Origin of the sequence: Planctellipticum variicoloris (assembly GCF_030622045.1) — a bacterium.
GTDB classification, from domain to species: domain Bacteria; phylum Planctomycetota; class Planctomycetia; order Planctomycetales; family Planctomycetaceae; genus Planctellipticum; species Planctellipticum variicoloris.
The window spans coordinates 192979-217505 of the sequence record NZ_CP130886.1 but is presented as its reverse complement, the minus strand read 5'-3'; the positions used below and the strand labels follow the sequence as shown (position 1 = coordinate 217505).

Sequence of the window (24527 nt, the reverse complement as noted above, 5' to 3'; positions counted from 1 at the left end):
GATCGACCATCAACAGCACTACTATTTCAACCCCTCCAGATACTTCAGCAGATCCCGAAACTCCTCCCCCGTCATCCGCTTGTGGAGCCCTTCGGGCATGACGGAGACTTTCGAGGGGAGCCGTTCTTCAATCTCGGCGCCTTTAACCAGCGTGACTTCGCCGCGGGCGTTGCCGATTTCCAGGTCGCCGTTGCCGGCTTCCTTGACGATAATTCCGTTGACCGTCTTGCCGTCCTCGGTCACGACCACCCAGGTGATGAACTGCGGCGAGATTTCCCGCGACGGCTCGAAGATCGATTCGGCGAGCTTCTTCCGATCCATAGTCCGGGCGATGACCGACAGATCCGGTCCGACGTTTCCGCCCCGACCTTCGACGGTATGACACCGCGCGCAGAGCGGGCCGTTGTGGTGGAAGAAGACCCGCCGTCCGCGCTCGGCGTCGCCCGCTTCCGCCAGGACGTCCGCCAGAACTGGCTCCTTCCCCGGCTGTCCGAGGGCGACGTCGAGAGAGGCGGCCAGTTCGCCGGACTGAGTCTTGCGAATGGCCGCCAGGGATTCGCCGATCTTCGACCCCGCCGTCCCGCGTCCGCGCAGGCCGCGAATCGCTTCTTCCTGCAAGGCCCGCACTGCGGCAGATCTGGCGGCAGCCTCGGGGACGGCCTCGTCTGAAATCGGAATATCGCCGCTCGCGTATTGCAGCAGCAGCGATTCGATGTCCGCCGGCAGCGGTTCCTCATGGGGGACGCCACAGAGGCCGCCGACGGCTTCGGCCCGCAGGTTGACGTCGGCGTTGGGATCGGCCGCGACGCGCAGCACCTCCAGCAGCAACCCCGTCCGCGGGGCAAGCTGCAGCGTCCGCACCGCTTCCCGCTTCAGGTTCGCGTCGCCGCTCTGCAGAAACTCTTTCAAGAGGCCGTCGCTCAGTTCCGGCTCCCCGGCGGGCAGCATCGCCAGCGCCCGGGCCCGCAACCCCGGCGACCGCCGGCCGTCGTTGACAATCTCCAGCATGTACTTCGTAGGAGGCGTCTTCTCGAACTCGCTCGCCGGCTTGCCGTCGAGGAGCTGCAGCGTGGCGAGGCAGGCGAGGAAGAGGTCCTTGGTCATGGGTTCAGAGGCGAGGTTCGCCTCGACAAGCCAGCGGAACTCGCTGAGCTTCTCTTCACCGACCCATTGGACGGCCGCCCGACGTAGCATCGGGGAGGGATCCGTGAGCCCCAGCCGTATCATCGTGGGACTCTGCCTGGGAGACCCAAGTCTTGCTGCCAAAAGCGATGTTACCCGCTCCACGTCCGTGTTCAGCTTTCCTCCGCTCACATGCAGATACATAGGGGACACATTACTTGCCCATGTCAATTTCAAGAACTGGGCCAGTTGGTTCCAGTCCCCGTCTTCAATTCCCGTAGCGGCGTATGTGATTCTAGCCGACATCTCAAAAGAATCGTCCTTGACGGGATCTTCCTTGGATTTTCCACTCGTCGATCGGTGGTCAAAAGCCTTAGACGCGAACCGGAAGAGAACAGTCCGAGCGTGCCGGTCTTTCTGCAGATAGCTGGCAACGTCGAACAGCCAATACGTCGAATTCGTTAGACTCTGGATCGATCCGGAGTCGATCCAGCGAGTTCTTTCTAGCTCAGTTTCATCTTTCTCTGATGTCTCCGGTGTTGGAAACTGCGGAAGTCCCAGCACAGAACACGCGGCGATAATCATCTCATCAAACTTGCCACCCAGTGGCGCAGCCGCTGGTTCCTTGACGACTCCCAGTTTGAAATCGCGAGTTTCTACTGGCGTCCTCGCAATCGCCCACAAAGTTTCTACGCGAGAGCGGGCCGACGCGTTCGCGTCCTTCAGAATGCTCTTCAGAAAATCCATCTGGTCATCGCGAGCCGCCAGCTCACTCGCCGCCTTCCGCCGATCGACGAGCCGCCGCGAACTCAATTGAGCGCGTAAATCGTCCGGCGCAACTGAGGCTGCGACCTCCCGTTTCGGCTCCTCCTTCGCACTCAATCGCCAGACCCGTCCCTTGCCGTGGAGCTTGTAGTCCCGCAGGACCCAGTCGGTGAAATACAGGGCGCCGTCCGGTCCCACGGCCAGGCCGACCGGCCGGAAGTTTTCGCCACCCACCACGACCGGTTCAAGCTGCGACGTGAACGAGGCTCCCTTCGGCTTCAGTCGGAACAGGTCGATCCGGTGGTCCCCCCAGCTTCCGACCAGCAGTGTCCCCTGGTAGTCCTCAGGAAAACCGTCCGACTCGTAGCAGACGATGCCCGACGGCGCTTCACCGGTTCCCGCGACCATCGGCAGCGTGCCGGGGATCTCGCCGTTCCAGGCGGTGAAAGGATGTGTCCCCTTGCGACCGTTGCGGAAGCGATAGCCGTAGTCCCCCCCCTGGATGATGTGCAGCAATCGGCAGGGGGGGCGGCTGTCGGGGTCGTTGTCAACGGAAAACAGTCGGCCGAAGGCGTCGAAACAGCTCGCGTGCGGATTCCAGAACCCCGTCGCCCACTGCTCCAGCTTCGTTCCATCCGGCCGGCAGCGGTAGATGTTCCCCCCTTCCCCGCCGCCCGACAGCGTCGTCCCGTCGCTGCCGATGATCTTGTAATCGGCCCCGAGGTTCTCCCCGAAGCCGAAGTACATCCAGCCCAGCGCATCGAACGCAAACCCCGCCAGCCCGTTGTGCGGGTAGTTGCCGGCCGTCTCCAGACGCACCAGCCGCGTCTGCGAATCACACTTCAGGTCGCCGTCGGTATCGGTGCAGAGGAAGATTTCCCGGCGGGTGGCGAGGAAGATCGTTGAGGGTTGAGCGTTGAGAGTCGAGAGACCGGAGGCGGAGGCGGAGGCATTCGTATCTCGCTTGCCTCCCTTCTGACTCTCAACTCTCAACTCTCCCCTCTCAACTCCCACCCACCCCGGCTTGACCGCCACGCTCATCGTGTGCGTCAAGCCGTCGAGGAACGTGGTGACCTTGTCCGCCTTGTGATCGCCGTCGGTATCTTCCAGGACGAGGACGCGGTCGGTGGAGTGGCCTTTGTAGCCCTCGGGCGGAAAGTGCGTGTTGCTCTCAATCGCCCAGACCCGCCCGGCGGCGTCGACGTCGATCCCGGTCGGCGTGACGATCTGCGGCTGCTCGGCGAACAGTTCCAGCTTGAGCCGGTCGTCGAGGACGCGCGGGGGCATCTCCTGCGCCAGCGCGACGACGCTCCAGCTTCCCATCAGTCCGCAGCACAGCATCCAGCGCATCACAGTTGGCTCCCGGAGTAGGTGAGCAGGCATTGTCGGGCGGAGCTGCCTCTGCTGCAACCGGATGAGTGATTGGAGAAGATTTCACGCCAAGGCGCAAAGCAGAGAAATGACGAATGTCGAACTGGACGCGGTTAGCCAGCAAAGTGCCTGATGCTTTCTGTCTTCTTGGCGAATTTGCGGTCCTATTTGCGACTCTGCGTGAAACCTTCTCGGCAATTCCGGTCAACTTGACCGACTCGCCTCCAGTTCCCATCCTGTGATCCGGCACATTGGGTCTCTTACAGGAATGCGAAACGATGACGGCGACGACGAATCCCCGACTGGCGGTGGCCTGGATCGGCGAACTGGACGGTTACCTGCAGCTCCTCGATCAGACGCGGCTCCCGACCGAAGTGGTCGATCTTCCCTGCCAGACCGTCGAAGTCGTCTGGGAAGCGATTCGCAAGCTGAGCGTTCGCGGCGCACCCGCGATCGGCGTCGCCGCGGCGTATGGCACGGTCGTCGGTTGCCAGACGGCGGTGAACGAATCGCGAGAAGCTTTCAATTGCCGGTTCGGTGAAGTCGTCGAATATCTCGCCGGCAGCCGGCCGACGGCGGTGAATCTGTTCTGGGCCCTGGACCGAATGAAGGGGGTCGCCGCCAGCCATCCGTCGCTCGGTTCGCAAGACATGCTGCAGCGGCTGCTCGACGAAGCCCGGCTGATCGAGACTGAAGACCGCGAAATGTGCGCCGCCATCGGCCGGCACGGTGCGCCGCTCCTGGCGAATTGCACCGGCGTCCTGACCCACTGCAACACCGGCGGTCTGGCGACGGCGGGTGACGGGACCGCGCTCGCGGTGATTTTCGCCGCGGCGGCCGCCAACCCCGAGCTGCAGGTCTACGCCGACGAAACCCGGCCTCTGCTTCAGGGAGCGCGGCTGACGGCCTGGGAGCTGCTCCAGCGTGGAGTCAACACCAGGCTGATCTGCGACTCGATGGCCGGCTGGGTGATGAAGGAAGGCCGGGTACAGGCGGTGATCGTGGGAGCCGACCGCATTGCGGCCAATGGCGACTCCGCCAACAAGATCGGAACGTATTCGCTGTCGGTGCTGGCGAAGGCGCATGGCATTCCGTTCTACATCGCCGCTCCGTCGAGCACGTTCGATTTCGCCATCCGAAGCGGGGCCGAGATCCCGATTGAGCAGCGGTCGGCGGAGGAGATCACCAACGCCTTCGGCCGTCGGACGGCTCCGGAGAACTGCCCGGTCTACAACCCCGCCTTCGACGTCGCCCCGGCGGAGAACATCACGGGACTCGTGACGGAAAAAGGGGTGATTTCGCCGGTGACGGAGGCGGAGATCCGCAGGGTGCTGGGGAAGTAAGCCACGACCAGCGCCCCTCTACGCTGTTAACCCTTTGGGAGAAATCGAAAGCAGTCTCAATGCAACTTGGAGTTTCGACCGTCTTGCGTTGAACAGACAAAACGAGGCGCATCCAACTGATGCGCGCTGACTGCCCCCCAACCACAAACGCTCTTAAACGGCCGATGGCCCTGATTTCCCGGCTTGGACGCCACGTTCCGTCCAAAACACGTCCCACAAAGTCCGTGGAAGAGGCCCCATTCAGCTCTGCGAGTCAATCTGCGACCGGGCCGTCATGCGGTATCGTCACGAGCGGCCTGATCGAGAGTCTGCAGCGCGCCTTCGCGCACTCCGAGGCCATTCGACCGAAAGTCCACAACCAGGAGATACGCGCTGACCAGCAGGACCCATACGGGGAAGAGCAGTGCAATCCACGCGAAAGTCGTGATGAACAGCAGCAGGACCAGGCCGATCGCAAAGCCGATGACGGAGACCGGGCGGGAGAGGGCCGCCGTGCGGAGGCCGATGGACGAAGTGACGAACATGAACACGGCGGCCATCCGCGTGCCATAGGTCGTCGTCAGGGAGTAGGCCAGCTCGCGTCCGATCCGAAAGGTCTCGCTCTGTCGGGGGAGGAGGGCTTCATCAGCGAACGTCGCCACCAGTCCCCGGGCGACCGCGGCGGCGACGAACAGCATGGCGACGAACAGCAGTCCGCTACCCAGAAACACGGTGGCGAAGAAGCGATCCTCGTGCTGCCCGATGCGGTTGCGGAGCGCTCCCATGAACCACAGAAACGTGATCCCGGCAAAGGGGACGAGATTCAGGGCCAGGCCGATCGAGTTCCGCATCGCGGGGTTTCTGAGCCAGTCGCCGGGGTCCGCCGGATCGACGGGAATGGCGAGCCGGATCAGAGCCAGGCTGACGAAATCGAGGACGGCGAAGAGGAGGCCGCTGATGGCGACGCCGCGCGGCGCGGCCGGGGGCTGCGAAGAATCCCTCGGCACAGTGTTCATCGCATTCTCGGAAAGCGTGTTGCTCATCGTCAGGTCAGCGTCGCCGAACGGTCGAATGGTCCTCCGCTGTCGAGGCTGTGTCAATCAGAATTGAGCCATCTTTATCCAGTGTCCTGTGCCATTCCGGTGGCGCTTCAGCCATCTGCCGAGTGGAAAGTCGCGATCCGAACACAGATGCCGATCGTGGCAAAAGTGCCACAAACTGGCCCTGAATGCTCCTTTGCCGGAATGAAGTTCGCTCGTCGGCGTCAGCGAGGTGTCTCGGCTTTGTGCGGGGACTCGAATTCGAACTCTGCGACGACTTGATCCACGGACTGCAAGCATCCGAGATGGCCGACCAATCCTTCCAGGCCCTCGGCGCGCAGCAGGTCGCGGTTTCGCGCGTGGGCCTCGACGATTCGCAACTGCACGCCGCGAGCGGCGAGATCCCGCTGCAGGGCCGACAGCAGGCGCGCGCCGACAACGTCGACGAACGGCGAATTCGACAGATCGCAGACGACGAGCCGCAACTGCGGCAAGGCGGCAATCTTGCCCCATACGACCTGACGAACGTCGTCGGTATCCCGACTGTCGGATCGCGAAGGCAAGGTCCCCGGTCTGGACTCCTTCCAGGCGGGCGCCACTGAGTCCCGGTAAAGGTTGCGGCTTTCGGCGCTTTCGGGGGCCGGAAGCAGGCCCGCCCGCAACCAGGCGGTGCCGACGGCGTTGGCTTCCTGAATCACCAGTTCCTTGCGGCTTTCAAAACGTGACGCCGCGAAGCCGAAGATGAACGCGAGCAGAAACGCCAGGAGGCCGAGCGTCGCGGCCACCACCTCGCCGACAGGCGTTTCCTTCTCGGAGTCCGAACGCCGGCGGCGAAAGACACCCAGCCGATACCCGGCTTCCAGCGACGCCAGCACGATCGCGACAGTCGCCGTCAGCAGCATCCACGAGTTGAGTCGATCGATGAAGCTGAGTTCCGGCATCAACGAATTCCTGCCGTCGTGGATGAGGATCGGAACAAACTCGGTGGAAGAGGAGATCGATACAAGCCCGGGACGGAGGCAACTCCCCGAACCGTTCCCGCCCGCCTGTTCGGATTGTGATCGTTCCGATTCGTGAGAACCTTAAAGACCCCTATTGCGGGCGCCGGCGAGGATTGGCAGGATAGCTCCCGGCGCTCGGAAATACTGGTCAATTCGTCGTCGGCTCATTGCCGATCCGGTTTTCCATTGGCGGGCCGCGGCGACGGCGTCAATCTCCGGAAAGAAGCGTCCATGTCCCCGGAAATGGGCGACAAGCGCGGGCGGCGCCGTTCTGCAGCAAGGCTGCAGACGCACGGCGGCATTGGAACGCACGCCCCGGAGCGGTTCCTCGCTGGGCCGGTCGCACGGCGCTTGCTTGCCGCGCCGCATGGGAACGTGTTCGGCGAATGCCTGAAACGCGGAAACAAAGATCTCGCTCAGTCCGCCGCGATTGGCGCGGAGGGCCTGGCGGGCTGGAGGTTCCGCGTTCGAGAGGACCGTTGGCGTCGATGCGCCGGGGGAATCCGGCAGATCACGTCGAGCGTCCCCGGAGGGAGCGTTGCAAAATGACGATGACTGCTCGAAAACGATTACTCGCATTGTTTGTCGACCATTCCACTCATCAGTGGATCGTGCAGGATCGAGAAGGACGGCTCTGGGTGGTCTCTGCCGGGAAGGATCAATGGCAGAATCGCGAGCCCTTTCAGCCGGATGAGCAGACCGATCTCGAACCAGTTCCGAAGCATTATTCGTATCTGCTCGATTTGAAAATCTGATCCGTCGAATCCGTGTGAAGTTACATCTGGAGCGTGTCATGAATTCCGAGCAGGGCCGACTCGACGAGGCGCGCGAACAGGGGATTGCCTGGAAAAAGTGGGGCCCCTACCTGAGCGAACGGCAATGGGGAACCGTCCGCGAAGACTACAGCGAGAGCGGCGACGCGTGGAGCTACTTCAGCCACGATCAGTCCCGGTCGCGCGCCTATCGCTGGGGCGAAGACGGTCTGGCGGGTTTCTCCGACGATAAGCAGCGGCTCTGCTTTGCGCTGGCGCTCTGGAACGGCCAGGATCCGATCCTCAAGGAACGGCTGTTCGGTCTGACGAACAGCGAGGGAAACCACGGCGAGGATGTCAAGGAGTACTATTTCTACCTCGATAGCACGCCAACTCATTCCTACATGAAATACCTTTACAAGTATCCGCAGCGAGAATATCCCTACGCGGATCTGATCGAAACGAGCCGCACCCGCGGACGGGAGGAGATGGAATACGAGCTGATCGATACGGGAGTCTTCGCGGAAGATCGCTACTTCGACGTCTTCGTGGAGTACGCCAAGGCGTCCCCCGAGGACGTTCTGATTCAGATCAGCGTCTGGAATCGCGGTCCGGAGCCGGCGGAGCTGCAAGTGCTGCCGACGCTCTGGTTCCGGAATCAGTGGTCGTGGAACGACACCACCGAACGACCGGAACTGTCGCAAGTGTCCGGCGGAGCGTCGACGACGACCGTCCGGGCTCTCGATGCAAAGTTGGGAGCCCGCTATCTGTATTGCGAAGAGGCCGCGCCGCTGCTGTTTACGGAGAACGAGACGAACACGCAGCGGATTTTCGGGATGCCGAACCTGAGCCCCTACGTGAAGGACAGCATCAATGATTCCGTCGTGCACGGGCAGAGCGGCGTTCTCAACCCGGAACACAAAGGGACGAAAGTCGCCGCACAGCATCGCGTGACCGTGCCGCCGGGCGAGTGCCGGGTGATCAGGCTCCGGCTGACCGATGTCAGTCCGGAGGCCTTCTCGCGGGAAAAGGCCGACGTCTCGTCGCCCTTCGGAAGCCGGTTTGCGGCGGTGCTTGAGGCCCGGCGGCAGGAGGCGGACGAGTTTTATTCGGCAGTCATTCCGAAGTCCCTGTCTGCCGACGAAGGCCTGGTCATGCGGCAGGCTTTGGCCGGGATGCTGTGGAGCAAGCAGTTTTACCATTACGACGTCGACCAGTGGCTCGACGAGCGGGGCTGCGATCCGTTCAAAGCGACGCGCAAAACGGCGCCCCGCAACGATAACTGGCATCACATGTATAACGGCGACGTGATCTCGATGCCGGATAAGTGGGAGTATCCGTGGTATGCGGCGTGGGATCTGGCGTTCCACGTGATCTCGCTGAGTCTGGTTGATCCCGACTTCGCCAAGCAGCAGCTCAAGCTGATGCTCCGCGAGCGTTACATGCACCCGAACGGCCAGATTCCGGCGTACGAGTGGAACTTCGGCGACGTCAATCCGCCGGTCCATGCCTGGGCGACCATATTCACCTACCGCCTGGAAAAGGCGCAGAAGGGCGAAGGCGACCGCGAGTGGCTCAAGAGCTGCTTCCAGAAGCTCCTGCTGAACTTCACCTGGTGGGTCAACCGCAAGGACCGGTCCGGGCGGAACGTGTTCGAAGGGGGCTTTCTGGGGCTGGACAACATCGGCGTGTTCGATCGGAGCGCTCCCCTGCCGACCGGCGGCTATCTGGAACAGGCCGACGGGACCGCCTGGATGGCGCTCTACTGCGAAAACATGCTCGAGATCGCCGCCGAGCTGGCCATGACCGATCCGGATTACGCGGATATGGCCCTGAAGTTCACGGAACACTACCTCTGGATCGCCTCTGCGATGTCGCATCTGGGCGGGCAGACCGGGATGTGGGACGAGGAGGATGGATTCTTCTATGACGTCCTCCGCCGTCCGGACGGACAGTCGGAGCGGCTGAAAGTCCGGTCGATGGTGGGGCTGCTGCCGCTGTGCGCAGCCACGGTTTTCGAGGGACAGCTCCTGGCGAAATACCCCGACCTCGCCGAGCGGCTGCAGTGGTTTCTCGAATCACGCCCCGAGCTCAGTGCAGCGATTCACGACCCGCGCAAGACCGGCGCGGGCGGGCGGCGGCTGGCTTCAATCCTGGACGAAACGAAGCTCCGCCGCGTGCTGGCGAAGATGCTCGATGAAAACGAATTCCTCAGCCCGCACGGACTCCGCTCGCTGTCCCGGTTCCATGACGAACATCCGTACGTCTTTCGAGCCGGAGGTCAGGAGTATCGCGTGGCCTACCTGCCGGCGGAGTCTGACACCGGGATGTTCGGCGGCAACTCGAACTGGCGGGGACCGATCTGGATGCCGGTCAACATCCTGATTATCCGCGCCCTGCTGAACTACCACGCCTACTATGGCGACGAGTTCCAGGTGGAGTGTCCCACCGGCTCGGGGCAGTTGATGACGCTCTTTGAGGTGGCCGAGGAACTCGGACGGCGGCTGGAAACCCTCTTCCTGCGCGGTCCGGACGGCCGGCGTCCCGTCTACGGCGGGACCGAGAAGTTTCAGACGGACGGAAACTGGAGAGATCTGATCCTGTTCTACGAGTACTTCCACGGCGACAACGGCGCCGGCCTGGGGGCCAGCCACCAGACCGGGTGGACCGGGGTCATCGCCCGCACCATGCATTTGTTTGCGACGCTCTCGCAATCGCAAGCCGGCATTCGCGGCAAGGGGGCGTATTTCGCGGCGACCGCCGAACTGACAAACGGTCATCCGACGCCAGCACCAGCCACAGCCACCACGCGGTAAACCCTCATGAGGCAGCTTGCCACCTCGGGCCACAGCAGCCCGCTTGGCACAAGTGTCGTGGACGGCGGCGTCAACTACGGCCTGTTCTCCCGCACGGCGGCGGGCGTTGAACTGTTGTTCTTGGACCGGAACGACGACGCCGGGCCGTCGCCCGGCTCGCCGCGGACATCGACTACGACAACGTCAAGAACGAAGTCGCCCGGCATCAGGGGAATGTCAGGACCAGCCTGTCCGGGGAAGTCTGGCATGTCTCGAACCGGCTGCAGACCGGCCGGGAGAACTGACGGTGAATTTCCTCAGCCCCATCCCCCTCACGACGCCACATATTTCCCGCCCTTGATCGTCCGCGTTTTCCCAATCGCCGCAAGCATCTCCAGCAGCCGGACTACGTCGTCCGTGTTCGCCCGCATGAAGACCTGACCGACGTCCGCAGGCGTGACCGGCTTCTTCGCGGCCTGCAGCGCCTGCGCCACCGCGGCGGCCTGTTCGGCGAGCTTCTTCGGCCACGGCTGCTTTTTCGCCGCGGCGGCCTTCGACGGTTTCTTCTTTGCCGGCTTGGCGGCCTCTTCGTCCTCTTCGACGTCCAGTTGCTTCTGGACGGCCCCCTTGCCGCCGGCCGGGTTCTGGAACTCCGGCCGCAGCCAGCGGATCAGCCCCCGCTCTTCTTCTTCGGCGGCCCGCTCGGCATTCAGGGCCACCAGCCGTTCCAGGATCTCTTCATCGGTCAGCGTGACCGGCCAGCCGTACGCCTCGAACACCGCGGCGTCCAGATCGTCGTGAAGCTGTTTCAGAACGGAGACCAGCCCCTGTTCATGGGTCGTCTTTTCCTTGGCGGTCAGCGGCTCGCCGCTCCGCAGCTTCTCCAGGACGTTGTACATTCCGGTCAGCGTCAGGTCGGAGTGGGCCGCCTGCTGCGTGCAGAAACGTGCGTTTCTGTTCAACGAACCGCGCTCCCAGTCAGCGGTTGCGTCGATCTCCGTCAAAGTTCCCAGAACCCTCCTTGCTTCATTCGCCGCGAACCCGATAATCTGTCCACGTCAGCCCCTTGTCGCTCTGGCCGTCCTCGGCATGGATGTTGAATCAAATGGCTCGTGTAAATCGAATGACTTCGCCATATCGCGTCGCCGAATTCTTCGCCGGCATCGGATTGGTGCGCCTGGCGCTCGATCAGTGCGGCTTCGAAACGGTGTTCGCGAACGATATTGACGAGCAGAAGCTGGAGATGTATCGGGCGAACTTCCCGATCGACGAATTTCTTCTTGGTGACATTCACCAGATTTCGGCCGATGCGATTCCGGACTGCGACCTATTTACCGCGTCGTTCCCGTGCAACGACCTTTCCATAGCAGGAGCGATGGCGGGGCTCAGCGGCGAACAGTCAAGTGCTTTTTGGGGACTGGTCCGTCTTCTTAAGGAGAAAGCGGTCGCGGGCTCGCTGCCTAAAGTCGTGCTGCTGGAGAATGTCCCCGGATTCTTGATGGCTAATGAGGGACGTGACTTTGAGGCGGCTCTGCTGGCACTCAATGCCCTTGGTTATGTCTGCGACGCAATCATCGTTGATGCCGTGCGATTCGTTCCGCAGAGCCGGGCTCGATTATTCGTGATCGCTCAACTTGGTATCGAAGCCGAAATTCCTTTTGGGGTTGGACCGTCGGACGTTCGCTCGCCCCAGTTGCTGAAATTCATTCATGGCACGCCGCACATCGCGTGGAAGATCCGCAAACTTCCGCCACTTCCGCCTGCGGGACCGCGATTGCCGTCGATCGTTGAAAGCCTTCCTCCTGATGATCCGGCGTGGTGGAGCGAGGAGCGAGCCGCATATTTCATGAACCAATTGAGTGAACGACACGCCAAAATCGCTGCAGAAATGATTTCGGGAGCAGACTACACCTACGCAACAGCATTTCGGCGTGTGCGACATGGCCGATCGATGGCTGAGCTTCGTACCGATGGCATTGCTGGATGTCTGAGGACGCCAAGAGGCGGAAGCGGCCGGCAAATCTTGTTTGAAGCTGGTCGCGGTGAGCGCCGAGTACGGCTCCTGACTGCACGGGAATGCGCTCGTCTTCAAGGCGTTCCCGACGACTACCGCATCGAAGTCCGATTGAATCAGGCGCTCTTTGGATTTGGCGACGCTGTTTGCGTTCCGGTCGTGGCGTGGATTGGAGAGAACTATTTGAAACCGGCTTGCGAGACTCTCCGTGGTTCAATTCGAACGGTGCGTACGCGACGAATCACGGTGGCCAAGCGATGAATCGCAAAACGGCCGTCTCTGCCATTGAGGCCTGGTTCTCTCGCCTCCCGATTCATACCGACGGACTGCCGGCCCGCGGTTCGGTCGCAGCAGGACTAGTCATTCTTGAACGGCTCAAGACGGAGTTCACTCTCAAGGTTGACGATCATCGAGCGAAAGGCGGCGCCCAGATTAAGGGCCTGACCGCGTCGGCAGTCCGATCAATTCTAACTCGATATGGAGAAAACCGGCCATTCGTGAAAGAAGGCGGGAGAACAAACCGCGGCACACCTTGGGTTGCTGAGTCGCTGATGGACGCGATTGCTCCTTTGCGACTTGGATCTCTCACGGAAAGGGAGCGAGTCCAAGTTCTGGACGCTTGCCAGGCCTGGTTGGCCGAAAAGGTTCAGGATTATTTCAATCGAAAGCGGGTTGAATTCGTCTTCGATCCCCGTCTGACGACGTGCGCGAATATCCGCAGAATCCTCAGGGCTGCAAAGGACGTCGGAAAACTTCCATCCGTCGCGCAGTACCTCGTCGGAGCGAAGCTCCAACTCCGTTTTCCTCACCTGGAGGTCGCAAACGAACTCGCCAGCTCTTCAGACGATTCCACCGGAAGGGAAGGGGATTTCGAAATCGGAGACACGGCATTCCATATCACGATCGCCCCCGGCATCGCGGTCGTCGAGAAGTGTCAGGTCAATCTGTCTCGCGGACTCCGAGCCTTTCTGCTTGTTCCTGAGGTTGCCGTGCTGGCCGCAAGGGACCTCGTTCTCTACGCATGCGAGGATCAAGTGGCAGTAATGTCCATCGAATCGTTTGTTTCGGCTAATATCGAAGAACTGTCGGAGTTCAGCCAGGAAAAGCGTAAATCAGAATTCCGCCAGTTGCTCGAACTCTACAACGATCGTGTAGTCGGGATCGAAACTGATCTGTCCCTTTTGATCGAGATCCCCCCCAATCTTTGACGCCGCATCCGAAGGGGCATCCCGTGACCGACGTGTTCACCCCGTCGCAGCGGTCGGCGGTCATGCGCAGCGTGCGTGGCGCGGATACAAAGCCCGAACTGGTCGTCCGTCGGGAACTGCACCGCCGCGGCTATCGCTTCCGCCTGCATCGTCTGGACCTTCCCGGTTGCCCCGATCTCGTCTTTCCCAAGCTGCACGCCATCATCTTCGTGCATGGCTGCTTCTGGCACCGGCATGCCTGCCCGGCCGGTCGCTCAATGCCGGCGTCTCGGGTTGACTATTGGAAGGCAAAATTCGAGCGAAATCAGCAGCGGGATCGTGTCGTCCGTCGAGCGCTCCACAAGGCCGGATGGAGAGTGCTAGTCGTCTGGGAATGTCAGCTTACCAAGTCTCGACGACTGCGAACGATTGATCGGATCGCGCAGTTCCTGGACTCATCGGAAGACTGACATCCCCCGGCAGCGCCCGCGCGTACTGTTCCGCCTTCCCGCGAACGCCCGCAGCAGTGGCATCGGGCACGGCGCGGCTTCCTCAGGGTGAACGGGAAACCGAGTGTGCAGGTTTGCCGCACTCACGTGTAGGGCCGGGCGCGACTGGCCGTCTTCGTGCGAGCGAAGGCCATCTGGGACAATCCCAGCAGGTCGAGGAAACCGACGATCGACCGGCGCAGTCGAGGCTGCCCGTAGCTATCGAGATAAACGCTCTGCGTTGCAGCCACAGTCTTCCTCGTCGACTCACCGAAAGCGCGGCACGATCCCGGTCGCGAGCGCTGGCGACCGGGGCTGACCTGATCGTCGACCCTGAAAGTCTATTTCGCCGGCGCTTCCGGCATCGGGTCCGGCAGTCGTACGAGCAGCCACTGCTGGGTCGTTCCGTCGGCAAAGTGCATCAGCGCGGGGGCCGAGTCCTGCGTCAGGTTCGAGATGCCGCACTCGACAATCGGCCGTTCTTTCCCGGTAATCCCCCAGGCTGCCCGCTGACTCTTGGCGTCCACCATTCCTTCCAGGGTCTGCGACTCGCCGGTGAGCGTGTTGTTGAGCGTCCCCTGGATCACCCCCTGCTTGCTGATGACCAGTTGCATGTAGAGCGTTGGCGGCGGACCGGAGGCCTGTCCATCCTGGGTCAGTGCAAATACCCCCAGCGACATCCATTCCATCTGGTCGGGGGGCGTTTCGGGCGCGCTCGCGGCGATATCCGCGGCCTGCTGCGCGTACTCTTCTTCCGTCGCGATCTGCTGGTCGCCGCTGTAGACGGCGCCGTCCTGGTAATAGACGCTGTCCCCATAGTTGTAGCTGACCGCTGCCGACTCTCCGTAGCCGCACCAGCCGCCGAGAGCGACCCAGGTGGCCCAGCGGTAGGGACGCGTGATCGCCCAGGCGCCCCACACAGGGTGGTCGTTCCAGAAGGCGCGGACGGGGTACTGATCGTGAATCTGGTCGTGAATCTGATCGACCCGGTCGCCGCGATTCTGCGTCCACTGCTCGCGGTTCTCGATTCGCCCGGCCTGATTGTCCTGCAGATTCTGTCGCCGGCTGCCATCCGCACCTGCACCCGGACGATCGGCGACTGGACGATCGGCGCCAGGGCGAACAGCACCAGGACGACCTGTGCCTGGCAAACCGGCGCCGGGTCGGGCTGCCGCAGCGGCGCCGAGAGCGCCACCCGCGCCGGCTGCCGCGCCGAGGCCCGGCAACGTTGCAGCGCCCGGACGGGCCGGCGTCTGAGCGGGACGATTCCCCTGCTGCAGAAAATCTCCGGCAGCGCCGCCGGGACGCGCCCCGCCGGCCCCTACGGCCCCGGTTGAGGCGCGCGGGACGTCGAGGAAGTTATTCAACTGTCCGGCGCTCGGCCGCCCTCCCGCGACACCTGGAGCCGCTCCACCGGGACGTGCACCGCCGACCGCGCCCGTTGCGGGACGTGCCGCGCCTCCGGCTCCACCGGCTGCCGGTCGGGCGCCGGCCGCTGGCGGTCGGGCGCCCGCGGCGCCTCCTGTCGCCGGGCGGCTGGCTCCCGGGCTGGGGCTTGGACGTGCTGCCGGGGCCGCAGGACGACTCATGGAAGGAGATCGGCCCGCGGCCGGAGCCGACGGACGAGCCATGCCACCACCGCCACCGCCGGCTCTCGCCCCTCCTCCGCCGCCACCACCACCACGGCCGCCGCCGCGGGCGAGCAAGTCGTCATTCGCCAGGAGCAGTATCGCGGCCAGGACCATCATCGACCATGCGCTACGTTTCATGTTGTCACCTGTCTGGTGTCTGAATGCAGAATCGAAAGGGACACGGGGGACACGCCGGCGTCTACTTACGCACGACTTCCACTTCGTTGATGTTGGGCAGCAGTTCGCCGCCCACCGTCCGTTCGATGGTCTGCCAGGAGAAGGAGTTGTCGTCGAGCTTCCGCATCACGTTGACCATCGACGCCTTGCGGCCGTCGCTGAGGACGCCCGTATTGCGGATGAACCACCGATCGTCCTGCTGCGTCCACGTCGCCTCTGCGAATCCGCCGTCCGAGTCGAACGTCCACGAGCGGATCTTCTTCACCGCGGGATCCCAGCCGATGACCTGCATCCCCGATGTATCGATTGCGCCTCCCGCGGAAACCGCGAACGACCGCACCAGGAAATTCTGATTCTTCGCCCAGTGGCAACTGGTTTCGATGCTGACCTGCTCGTCCTGGTCGACCCAGTCCCCGATGAGCCACTCCAGCGACTTGAGCCGCCCGTAATTCGACGGCGGCGAGTCCGTGTCGCCGTCCGTCACGCGGTCGAGCAGCCACTTGCCGTCCTGCCGGACGTAGAGGGCCGTGTAGCTGACCTCTTCCGGCTCCGTCTTCGGGGACAACAGTTTCGCGACCCCCTGTTCGACGGCGGCATTCGGCGACAACAATCGGATCGACTCGACGTTGATCTCCATCTTCAGGTCGGGGAGTTCTTTGAACTGCTTCGTGAACTGCTCGGCGATCGCCGCCCGCCCTGTGACTTCTTCACCCGTCAGCCGGTTCTCATACACGGCCTCGGGCGACCACTGCGCGGCCAGCGCCGTCGCGTCGCGGTCGTTGAAAGCCTTCACGTAGGTTTCGACTCCCTGGCGGATCAGCGTCTCCGCAGCGGGCGGCTGCGCGGACTCCTGTCCCGGAAGACTGGCGGGAGCCAGCGTCAACGTGCTCAGGCAAATCAGCAGCATGCGTCTCATGGAACGAGCCTCCTGTCAGAGGGATGGGCCGCCCCCGTCGATGCCTCAGCGATACGCCTCGCTCAGAGATCGGCCTTGGCGGATCCATGTCTTGGATGTCATGCATCAGGACAAATACGTCCCGGTGAAAGCCTGCGGCGCGATGAGGTGAGCGAGAGATCATCGCGTCCGGCAAAGAACTCAACGGCAAATCGGACCTGCCAGCCGCGGGCGGGCAAGTCGTCAGGGATGCGAGTCTGCGTCAGCCGTCGGCGCGACTGGCTGGACGCGAGGCGTGGTGAACCAGCGAATCACGTAGAAGAACACCGGCGTGAACAGCACGCCGAAAATCGTGACGCCCAGCATACCGCTGAAAACTGCAATCCCGAGCGTGCTGCGCATTTCGGCGCCGGCGCCGCTGGCGCGGACGAGCGGCACCACGCCGAGAATAAACGCGAACGACGTCATCAGAATCGGACGCAGGCGCAACTTGCAGGCGTCGACCGTGGCTTCGAACAGCGGCTTTCCCTCGTCCTGGAGCTGCTTCGCAAATTCGACGATCAGAATGGCGTTTTTGGCGGCCAGTCCCACCAGCACGACCAGGCCGATCTGCACGAAGATGTTGTTATCCAGGCGGTTCAGCAGGACGCCGACCATTGCCGCCAGGATGCACATCGGCACGATCAGAATGATCGACATCGGCAGCGTCCAGCTCTCGTACTGAGCCGCCAGGACGAGGAACACGAAGACGACCGCCAGCGGAAAGACCAGCTTGGTGAGCAGGTCCTCGCCCGCCAGAATCTGCTGGTACGTCAGTTCGGTCCATTCGAAGCCCATCGTGGACGGCAGCGACCGGCCGGCCAGTTCGTTCATGATCTGGACCGCCTGACCGGAACTGGTGCCGGGAGCCGTGTTGCCGTTGACTTCGGCGGATGGAAACAGCTTGTACCGGTTGACGATCGCCGGGCCGCTGGTCTCGCGAAGCTGGATCAGGGTCCGCAGCGGCACGCGGACGCCCGCCGCCGTCCGCACTTCGAGCTTTCCGACGTCTTCGACGCGTGTCCGGTATCGGGGATCGGCCTGCACGTTGACCTGCCAGCTCCGATTCTGGAACGTGAAGTCGTTCACATACGCCGCCCCCAGATACGACTGCAGCGCGGTGTGGATCTCCGGCAGCGCGACGCCGATCGCCTTGGCCTTTTCCCGGTCGATGTCGATATACAATTGAGGCTGCGAGACGCTGAAGGTCGAAATCAGGCCGGCGAGCCGCGGATCCTGAGCGCCTTCTTCGCGCAGATTCTGCACTGCTCCCTGCAACGCGCGAAGCCCCGCGCCCCGGCGATCTTCGATCTGGAGTTTGAAACCGCCCGTGCTTCCCAATCCGTCGACGGGGGGCGCCCCGAACACGGCGATCTGCGCTTCCCGGAACTCGCTGAAGACCTTTCGCAGCTCGCGGGCGACGGCGGGAGCGGCGAGCGCCGCCACGCCGGCCCGCTCTTCAAACGGGGCCAGAATCACGAACATCCCGCCCGCGTTGCTCAGGTTGGTGCTGAGAATTGTCGAGTAGCCCGACAGGTCGATCGTATGGGCCACACCGGGGACTGCGCGGGCTTTTTCGCTGAGTTTCCGGATCAACTGGTCGGTCCGCTCCAGGCTGGCCCCGTCGGGCAACTGCGCATTGATGACCAGATAGCCCTTGTCCTGCTCCGGGATGAATCCGATCGGGACGCTGGTCAGCGTGACGAACGTCAGCCCCATCAGTCCGCCATAGACCACCAGCAGGATTACCGCCAGCCGCAGGAACAGGCCGACGATGGCGCCGTAGCCCTTGATCGCGACGTCGAACGACCAGTTGAACGCCTTGAATCCGGCGTCCAGCACGCGATTGACGATAAAACTCAAGAACCAGCCGGCCACGAATCCGCCGACAAACAGGCTGATCCGGAGCCAGGCCGGCCCAGTCGGTCCGCCGTGGCCGCCGCCTTCGTGGTCGCCGGCGTCCAGCCCCAGCAGACCGATCGCCGGTCCGAGCAGGAACACGTAAGCCGCCAGACCGCCCAGCAGGGCGATCCCCAGCTTCGGCAGGGCTTCCTGCCGGGCGTGGCCGTGCACGTGGGGTTTCAGCAGGACGGCGCAGAGGGCCGGGCTGAGCGTGAGCGAGTTAAATGCGGAGATCACCGTCGAGGCGGCAATCGTCAGGGCGAACTGCTTATAGAATTGTCCGCTGATTCCCGCCATGAACGCGGTCGGGATGAAGACGGCGCAGAGCACGAGCGAGATAGCGATGACCGGGCCGGTGACTTCTTCCATCGCCCGCCGGCTGGCGTCTCGGGGAGACATCCCCTGCGCCATCCAGCGTTCGACGTTTTCGACAACCACGATCGCGTCGTCGACGACGATGCCGATCGCCAGCACCAGCCCGAACAGCGAGAGGTTGTTCAGGGAGAATCCGAGGCCCGACATGATCGCGAATGTTCCCACCAGCGACACGGGAACGGCGACCATCGGAATCAGGGTTGCGCGCCAGTTCTGCAGAAACACCAGCACCACGACGAACACCAGCACGAAGGCTTCGATCAGCGTGTGATAGACGCTGGTGATCGACTCCTCGACGAACACGGTCGTGTCGTACTCGATCCGGTAGTCGACTCCTGCGGGGAAGTCCTGCTTGAGGACTTCCATCCGGGTCCGGATCATGTCGGCCGTTTCCAGCGCGTTCGATCCGGGCAACTGGAAAACCGCCAGCGTCACGCTCGGCTGACCGTCGAGGTAGCTGTTGACGTCGTAATTCTTTGCCCCCAGCTCGACCCCTTTCTGCAGCGGCCGGCCCTGCGCATCGAACGTCGCATCCCGCACCACGTCGCGCAGATAGACCAGTTGACCGTTGTCGCCGGTCTTCAGGATGATCTCCGCGAACTGCGCTTCGGTCGTCAGCCGTCCCTGCGCGTTGATCGGAATCTGAAACGGCACGCTCAGGTCGGCGGGGGTCGGCGGCTGCCCCAGGCGCCCCGCGGCGACCTGCACGTTCTGCTCCTGAACCGCCCGCACCACGTCGCCGGCCGTCATCTGCCGCGCGGCGAGTTTCGTCGGGTCGAGCCAGATCCGCATGCTGTAATCGCGCGGCCCGAGAAAGGCGACGTCGCCGACACCCTTCACGCGGGCCAGATCGTCCTTGACGTTGAGCGCCGCGTAGTTGCTGAGATAGAGCTGGTTGTATCGCTGATCGGGAGAGATCAGGTTGACGCACATCAGGATGCTGGGCGACTTCTTCTTCGTCGTCACCCCGATCTTCTTCACTTCCTCCGGCAGCTTGGCCTGGGCGACGCTCACGCGGTTCTGCACCAGCACCTGCGCCATGTCGAGGTTGGTGCCCAGCTCGAACGTCACGTCCAGGTTCATCTGGCCGTCGTTGGTGCACTTCGACGCCATGTAGAGCATCCGCTCGACGCCGTTGATCTCCAGTTCGATCGGCGTCGCCACGGTCTCCGCGACGGTGACGGCGTTGGCCCCGGGATAGGTCGCCGTCACCTGCACGACGGGGGGCGCGACCTCGGGATACTGCGCAATCGGCAACTGCGTCGCCGAGACCGTGCCGACAATCACGATCACCACCGACAGCACGGTGGCGAAGATCGGCCGATCGATGAAGAAGTGGGAGATCATGGGCAATCCGTCGAGCCAGGGGCGTTGTGAAACCGGGACCAAAGACCTGGGCCGCGCTGCGGCCGACCGCTGTCGCCTGAATTCACTTTGCGGCGTCAGCCGTCGCCGTCACGGCGACAGCCTCCCCGTCCTTATCCCTGGGCTCGACCGGGTAGTTGATCCGCGCCCGCTGGAGGCCATCGACGATGACCCAGTCGTCCGCCGTCACCGGCTCCTCGTCCGCCGGCCCCGGCAGGATGACCCGCATCCCGTCCGCCATCAGCCGGCCCAGCGTGATGTTGCGGCGAATGACTTCCGACTTGTCATTCAAGCAGAGCAGATACCGCTGATCCTGGTCGCTGAGCACCGCCAGATCGGGCACGAGCGTCGCCGGGTAGGGCTTGTTCGTCAGCGGCACGCGGACACGGACGCGGCTCCCCGGCAGGATCACCTCGTCGGCGTTGTCCGCCGTTCCGCGAACGATGATCGTCCCCGTCGAGGCATCGATCTTGTTCTCCCGGAAGTCAATCTTGCCTTTGCGCGGATAACCGACGTCGGTTTCCAGGCCAAATTCGATCGGGATCTCCGGTGGCTTCTCGGGAGAACTCCCTTTGATCTCCGGATGCAACCGGCGAAACTCCAGCACTCCCCGTTCATCGACGTTGAAATAGACATAGATGGGATTCACCGACACGATGGTCGTGAGGAGCGGATCGCTTCCGCCGGCTCCCACAAGATTGCCCGCGACCAGTTTGGCCTGACCGATCTTGCCCGGCATCGGCGCCGCAATCGTCGCGTAGTCGCGATCCAGCTTCTTCCGCTCGGCTTCCGCCTTCGCCGCCGCCACGTTGGCTTCCCAGGACCTCCGCGTCGCGATGACCCTGTCCAGCTCAGACTGCGTCACGACGTTCTTTGCGAACAGCTCTTTCTGACGCTTTTCTTCCTCGATCTCAAACGCGAGCTGAGCTTCCGCGACGCCGACTTTGCTGGTCGCGACAAGATACTCGGCCTCGAACGGCTCCCGATCGAGTTCGAAGAGCTTGTCGCCGGCATTGACGAACTGGCCGTCTTTGAACAGGACTTCTTTGATATGGCCGCGGACCCGCGAGCGGACCTCCACGGTCGCCGAAGCGTCGGCCCAGCCGTTGTACTCGTTGTAGTTGAGTTCGTCGCGCTGCAGCGGGTGCTGCACCGTCACGCGCGGGGGAGGGATGGGGAGAGGTTCGGGCGGCTTTGCGCAGCCGACCAGCACGAGGCCCGCCAGCAGACACAATGCCGTCCGAGCGGGAGAGATCAGCGGAGTGACCATAGTGCGCCTGTTGCGACGAACCAGAAAATCAGCCTGCGCGAATGCCCACTGCGACTGACTCTAATGAACACACGGACTCGGCCGTCCCGATTTGCGACGCCGGAACCCTGCAGCCACAGTCGGTTGATTCGCGACAGCGACCATGCTGCCATGATTTGTGTGGAGCGTCAAAGGCCGCGAAGACAACTCGCGAAAATCCTCACAACTGCGAACGGAATGGCGTTCGTTGGCGACGTTGTGGCGCGGTTTTTCCGGATACGCGGGTCTTCCTTGAGGTCCAACGCGTCGCCGCGGCCGTGGCCGACAGGGGGCTGCGCGACCATCGCCGGCTGCGGTCCGGGACTGACGCAGGCCGGCGTCGAACAGGCCGGTCGCACTCTGCCAGAGGCCGGAAGCGCTCATGGCCCCTCCATCGTGAGGGAGCGAATGAAGGGCCGTTTGCCGGTCTCGCGGGCGGCCTGGGCCTTCCAGCGTTGGTACTGCTGCTGCAGGTCGGCGTAGCTGACCGTCTGACCGCCGAACGTGACGGTCTGGACGCCGACGTTCACACGCAGCAGCGTTTCGAGCTGGGCCACCATCTCTTCGGCGAACGTGGGCATCGCGACCTTCCTGCAGGCAGGGGACGCGATTCAGGTTCGTGCTGGTAGCGGGGGCTGGGAAGGGCTTTCTAGGGCCGGAAACGGAGGAATTAACTGGGATGCGGATATTTCAATTCACAGAGAGGCTCTGGCTACGTGTACCTTTCGGTGTAACGTGGTGGCATGGTAACTTGCGCAGAGTTGGCCTCACTCGCCGGAACTGATCTGGAACACGTTGGAATCGAGAGAGCATCGCTATGCTGCCGACGGACCTCGACGCGATCACCGAACTTGACCTCCAAAGGCTTGTCGAAGTCGCACTCCCGGAGAAGCGAACGATCGAATACAAACGCGAGTTCTATCGACTTACTCTCAAGGACCCTCACGTTCCCGCCAAAGACCAAGCCCATCAGCGTGCCCAGTGCGTGGAACTCTTGAAGGACATCTCGTCTTTCGCGAACTCGCTCGGAGGTCACTTGCTGATCGGTGTCGAAGCCACGAACGGCATCCCGAAGGAAGTCCGTGGAGTCGAACACGAGAATATCGACGGCCTACAGTTGCAGATATCGGAGCTCGCGGCCCGTTGGATTGAACCGCGGATCCAATTCAACGTGCACGCAGTGCCAGTTGCGAACACAAGGCACGTCATCATCATCCGGGTGCATCAAAGCATGGTCGCACCGCATCGCGTAATCTACGGAAAAGAGCCTGGGCAGTTCTACGCCCGGAATACAGCAGGAGTCTACTCAATGGACACTTCGGAGCTTCGCCAAGCTTTTGGTTTGTCGCAGACTATCAGCGAGACAATCCGAACTTTCCGAAGCCACCGACTTAACGAGGTCAGTAGCGGGCGAGGTCCACTCATGTTACGAGGCATCCCTTCGATGATGGTTCACATCGTGCCACTGGCTAGCTTTGTTTCAAGGATGAACTTCGACGCAGCAAAACTTCGGTCTGTGCAGCAAAAGCTAGCACCCATTTCCCCTACCGTCGGATCTTCACCACGATTCAATCTCGATGGGATATGCGTTGTAGACCCATCGCATGGTAGATCTCGCAGCTATGTTCAGATCTTCCGCAACGGAGTTATTGAAGCGACCGCTGGTGGCGTCGCAGCGGCTCGGCCTGGCGCAAACATGCCAGATGACGAGTACTTTTCAACTCAATTCGTCCGATATTTGCTCGATCGACTGCCGGGCTATTGTGAAGCCATCCGCAAACTTGAGATTCCAGGACCGGCTTGGATCCTGCTCAGTTTCTTTGGAATGCAGAAGGTGTGGATTCATGGCCATGACTCGGACTGGGGCTGCTGTAACCAAGACGAATTGATCCTGCCGGATGTTCAGATCGAAGACATAGAACTCGATTCTGCAGATGAACTGATGCGTCCAGCACTCGACATACTGTGGAACTCTGCGGGCTTCGAACGATGTTTCCGATACAATTCGAGTGGCAAATTTACTCTGTGAGTCGAAGTGAGCAAGCAAATCAGCGCCCGCATGGCGATCGGGTGGCTGAGAAAAGGTCAATTGCGGGCCGTTGCGAGACGATTCTCTCGCACCACGTCAATCCGCATCTGCCCACAACCCACACGCCGCACCCTCCGGCGGACGATGTGCGTGAACGGCTTTCCCTGCGAGTCGATGCCGCCGAAGTCCAGCTCGGTCTTGCCGAGACACGGCCCGCGCTCCATCGAACCGCAGGCGTTGCAGCGGGACGGAACGGCAACCGCGGTCTCGCGGACGTTCGGGCTCCCTCCGCCCGGAGTCGATGACGGCCGGCTCCATGACGCCCATGTGCTGCGACACGATGGCCCGGCGGGGGTGCAGCGGGCGATTCTGCGCGCTCAGCAGCGGTTGCTGAGCGAGGTGGTGGAGACGTGGGTGGGGCGGGCTGTGTGGTTTTGAAGAGGGCGCTCGTGCGTGCCGGAATGGAGATGGACGGCACAAACCGGCAGGCGGGAGCCTGCCCTACACGGAGGACGCGGAGCGTCTGGAAGAGGCATTCCCAGGCGGAGCCTGGGAACGAGGGAATCGCACAGTTCGGCCGGGCGCGCCCGGCCCTACCGGCGGACGAGGACGTCCACCGTACGTACCGCGATCGGCTCCGGCGGGTCGGCTTTCTTACGGCCGTCCCGCCGGAGTCCGTCTGGCGGTGATGTTGCGCCGGTTTCAGTCCCGGCGGTTCAAGCACGTTGATCAGGTTCGCCGGTCTTGCGGCCGGGTGAACGGGAAAAGCTCGACGTCGAGGCTGTGCGCACACGGGGTGCGCCCCTCGGATCCTCCTTGCGGAAGACCCGTCGCTGGGCCCTGATCAGGCCCGGTTTGACGGGAATCGTCCGGAACGCCGGCGGTGGCCCGCCGACGCGCATGCTCCTATGTCCCCGTCATAAATAGCGAGTTTGTTGCGCGGAATTCACATAAGAAGTGGTTGGTGGA

General features: G+C 62.7%; 20 protein-coding genes. 9 read left to right on the top strand and 11 right to left on the bottom strand.

The genetic code is table 11. From position 1 onward, the window contains the following. Positions 1-21: 21 nt before the first annotated feature. Complete coding sequence (locus SH412_RS00830; protein ID WP_336521605.1) at positions 22-3237, bottom strand: PVC-type heme-binding CxxCH protein; 3216 nt, start codon at positions 3235-3237, stop codon at positions 22-24. A 299-nt stretch (positions 3238-3536) separates the two neighbouring features. On the opposite strand from SH412_RS00830, the gene mtnA reads away from it, so the two are divergent. After that, positions 3537-4601, top strand: a complete 1065-nt coding sequence (gene mtnA, locus SH412_RS00825) for an S-methyl-5-thioribose-1-phosphate isomerase (protein ID WP_336521604.1) — start codon at positions 3537-3539, stop codon at positions 4599-4601. A 272-nt stretch (positions 4602-4873) separates the two neighbouring features. On the opposite strand, the gene SH412_RS00820 is transcribed toward mtnA, so the two are convergent. Further along, positions 4874-5596 (bottom strand): hypothetical protein, encoded by a 723-nt coding sequence (locus SH412_RS00820; RefSeq protein WP_336521603.1) that lies wholly within the window; start codon positions 5594-5596, stop codon positions 4874-4876. 248 nt (positions 5597-5844) lie between these two features. Further along, the gene (locus SH412_RS00815) at positions 5845-6561 is read right to left on the bottom strand and encodes a sodium-independent anion transporter (protein WP_336521602.1); all 717 of its coding nucleotides are present in this window, start codon (positions 6559-6561) and stop codon (positions 5845-5847) included. Positions 6562-7166: 605 nt separating this feature from the next. Between SH412_RS00815 and SH412_RS00810 the strand changes: the two genes are divergently transcribed. Then, on the top strand, positions 7167-7376 hold the full coding sequence (locus SH412_RS00810) for a hypothetical protein (protein WP_336521601.1): 210 nt from the start codon (positions 7167-7169) through the stop codon (positions 7374-7376). A gap of 38 nt (positions 7377-7414) precedes the next feature. After that, positions 7415-10189 carry an MGH1-like glycoside hydrolase domain-containing protein gene (locus tag SH412_RS00805; RefSeq protein ID WP_336521600.1) on the top strand — a complete coding sequence of 925 codons (2775 nt, stop codon included), beginning with the start codon at positions 7415-7417 and terminating at the stop codon, positions 10187-10189. 311 nt (positions 10190-10500) lie between these two features. On the opposite strand, the gene SH412_RS00800 is transcribed toward SH412_RS00805, so the two are convergent. Next, positions 10501-11130, bottom strand: coding sequence for a hypothetical protein (locus SH412_RS00800; protein ID WP_336521599.1), 630 nt, complete (start codon positions 11128-11130; stop codon positions 10501-10503). Between the two features lie 143 nt (positions 11131-11273). Between SH412_RS00800 and SH412_RS00795 the strand changes: the two genes are divergently transcribed. The 3 genes from SH412_RS00795 to SH412_RS00785 are packed head-to-tail and all read left to right on the top strand — an operon-like array spanning position 11274 to position 13839. Continuing rightward, positions 11274-12443 (top strand): DNA cytosine methyltransferase, encoded by a 1170-nt coding sequence (locus SH412_RS00795; RefSeq protein WP_336521598.1) that lies wholly within the window; start codon positions 11274-11276, stop codon positions 12441-12443. Beyond that, positions 12440-13390 (top strand): DUF4928 family protein, encoded by a 951-nt coding sequence (locus SH412_RS00790; RefSeq protein ID WP_336521597.1) that lies wholly within the window; start codon positions 12440-12442, stop codon positions 13388-13390. Before SH412_RS00795 ends, SH412_RS00790 begins: the two co-directional genes overlap by 4 nt. A 23-nt stretch (positions 13391-13413) precedes the next feature. Further along, positions 13414-13839, top strand: a complete 426-nt coding sequence (locus tag SH412_RS00785; RefSeq protein WP_336521596.1) for a very short patch repair endonuclease — start codon at positions 13414-13416, stop codon at positions 13837-13839. A gap of 122 nt (positions 13840-13961) precedes the next feature. On the opposite strand, the gene SH412_RS00780 is transcribed toward SH412_RS00785, so the two are convergent. Together SH412_RS00780 and SH412_RS00775 are read right to left on the bottom strand one after the other, a co-directional pair. Continuing rightward, a complete protein-coding gene (locus SH412_RS00780; RefSeq protein WP_336521595.1) occupies positions 13962-14108 on the bottom strand; it encodes a hypothetical protein in 147 nt (48 codons plus the stop codon). 90 nt (positions 14109-14198) lie between these two features. Further along, complete coding sequence (locus SH412_RS00775) at positions 14199-14777, bottom strand: hypothetical protein (RefSeq protein WP_336521594.1); 579 nt, start codon at positions 14775-14777, stop codon at positions 14199-14201. Between the two features lie 39 nt (positions 14778-14816). Between SH412_RS00775 and SH412_RS00770 the strand changes: the two genes are divergently transcribed. Continuing rightward, a complete protein-coding gene (locus SH412_RS00770; protein WP_336521593.1) occupies positions 14817-15194 on the top strand; it encodes a hypothetical protein in 378 nt (125 codons plus the stop codon). 248 nt (positions 15195-15442) lie between these two features. Here the strand turns inward: SH412_RS00770 and SH412_RS00765 are convergent, their stop codons facing one another. From SH412_RS00765 to SH412_RS00745, 5 genes are all read right to left on the bottom strand, one after another. Continuing rightward, the gene (locus SH412_RS00765; protein WP_336521592.1) at positions 15443-15571 is read right to left on the bottom strand and encodes a hypothetical protein; all 129 of its coding nucleotides are present in this window, start codon (positions 15569-15571) and stop codon (positions 15443-15445) included. Positions 15572-15687: 116 nt separating this feature from the next. Next, complete coding sequence (locus SH412_RS00760; protein WP_336521591.1) at positions 15688-16581, bottom strand: YybH family protein; 894 nt, start codon at positions 16579-16581, stop codon at positions 15688-15690. Between the two features lie 222 nt (positions 16582-16803). Further along, on the bottom strand, positions 16804-20223 hold the full coding sequence (locus SH412_RS00755) for an efflux RND transporter permease subunit (protein ID WP_336521590.1): 3420 nt from the start codon (positions 20221-20223) through the stop codon (positions 16804-16806). Between the two features lie 82 nt (positions 20224-20305). Next, on the bottom strand, positions 20306-21511 hold the full coding sequence (locus SH412_RS00750; protein WP_336521589.1) for an efflux RND transporter periplasmic adaptor subunit: 1206 nt from the start codon (positions 21509-21511) through the stop codon (positions 20306-20308). Between the two features lie 398 nt (positions 21512-21909). Next, complete coding sequence (locus SH412_RS00745) at positions 21910-22110, bottom strand: hypothetical protein (protein ID WP_336521588.1); 201 nt, start codon at positions 22108-22110, stop codon at positions 21910-21912. A gap of 236 nt (positions 22111-22346) precedes the next feature. On the opposite strand from SH412_RS00745, the gene SH412_RS00740 reads away from it, so the two are divergent. Further along, the gene (locus SH412_RS00740) at positions 22347-23558 is read left to right on the top strand and encodes an AlbA family DNA-binding domain-containing protein (RefSeq protein WP_336521587.1); all 1212 of its coding nucleotides are present in this window, start codon (positions 22347-22349) and stop codon (positions 23556-23558) included. Between the two features lie 150 nt (positions 23559-23708). Beyond that, on the top strand, positions 23709-23996 hold the full coding sequence (locus SH412_RS00735; RefSeq protein WP_336521586.1) for a hypothetical protein: 288 nt from the start codon (positions 23709-23711) through the stop codon (positions 23994-23996). The last annotated feature ends 531 nt before the right edge of the window (positions 23997-24527 follow it).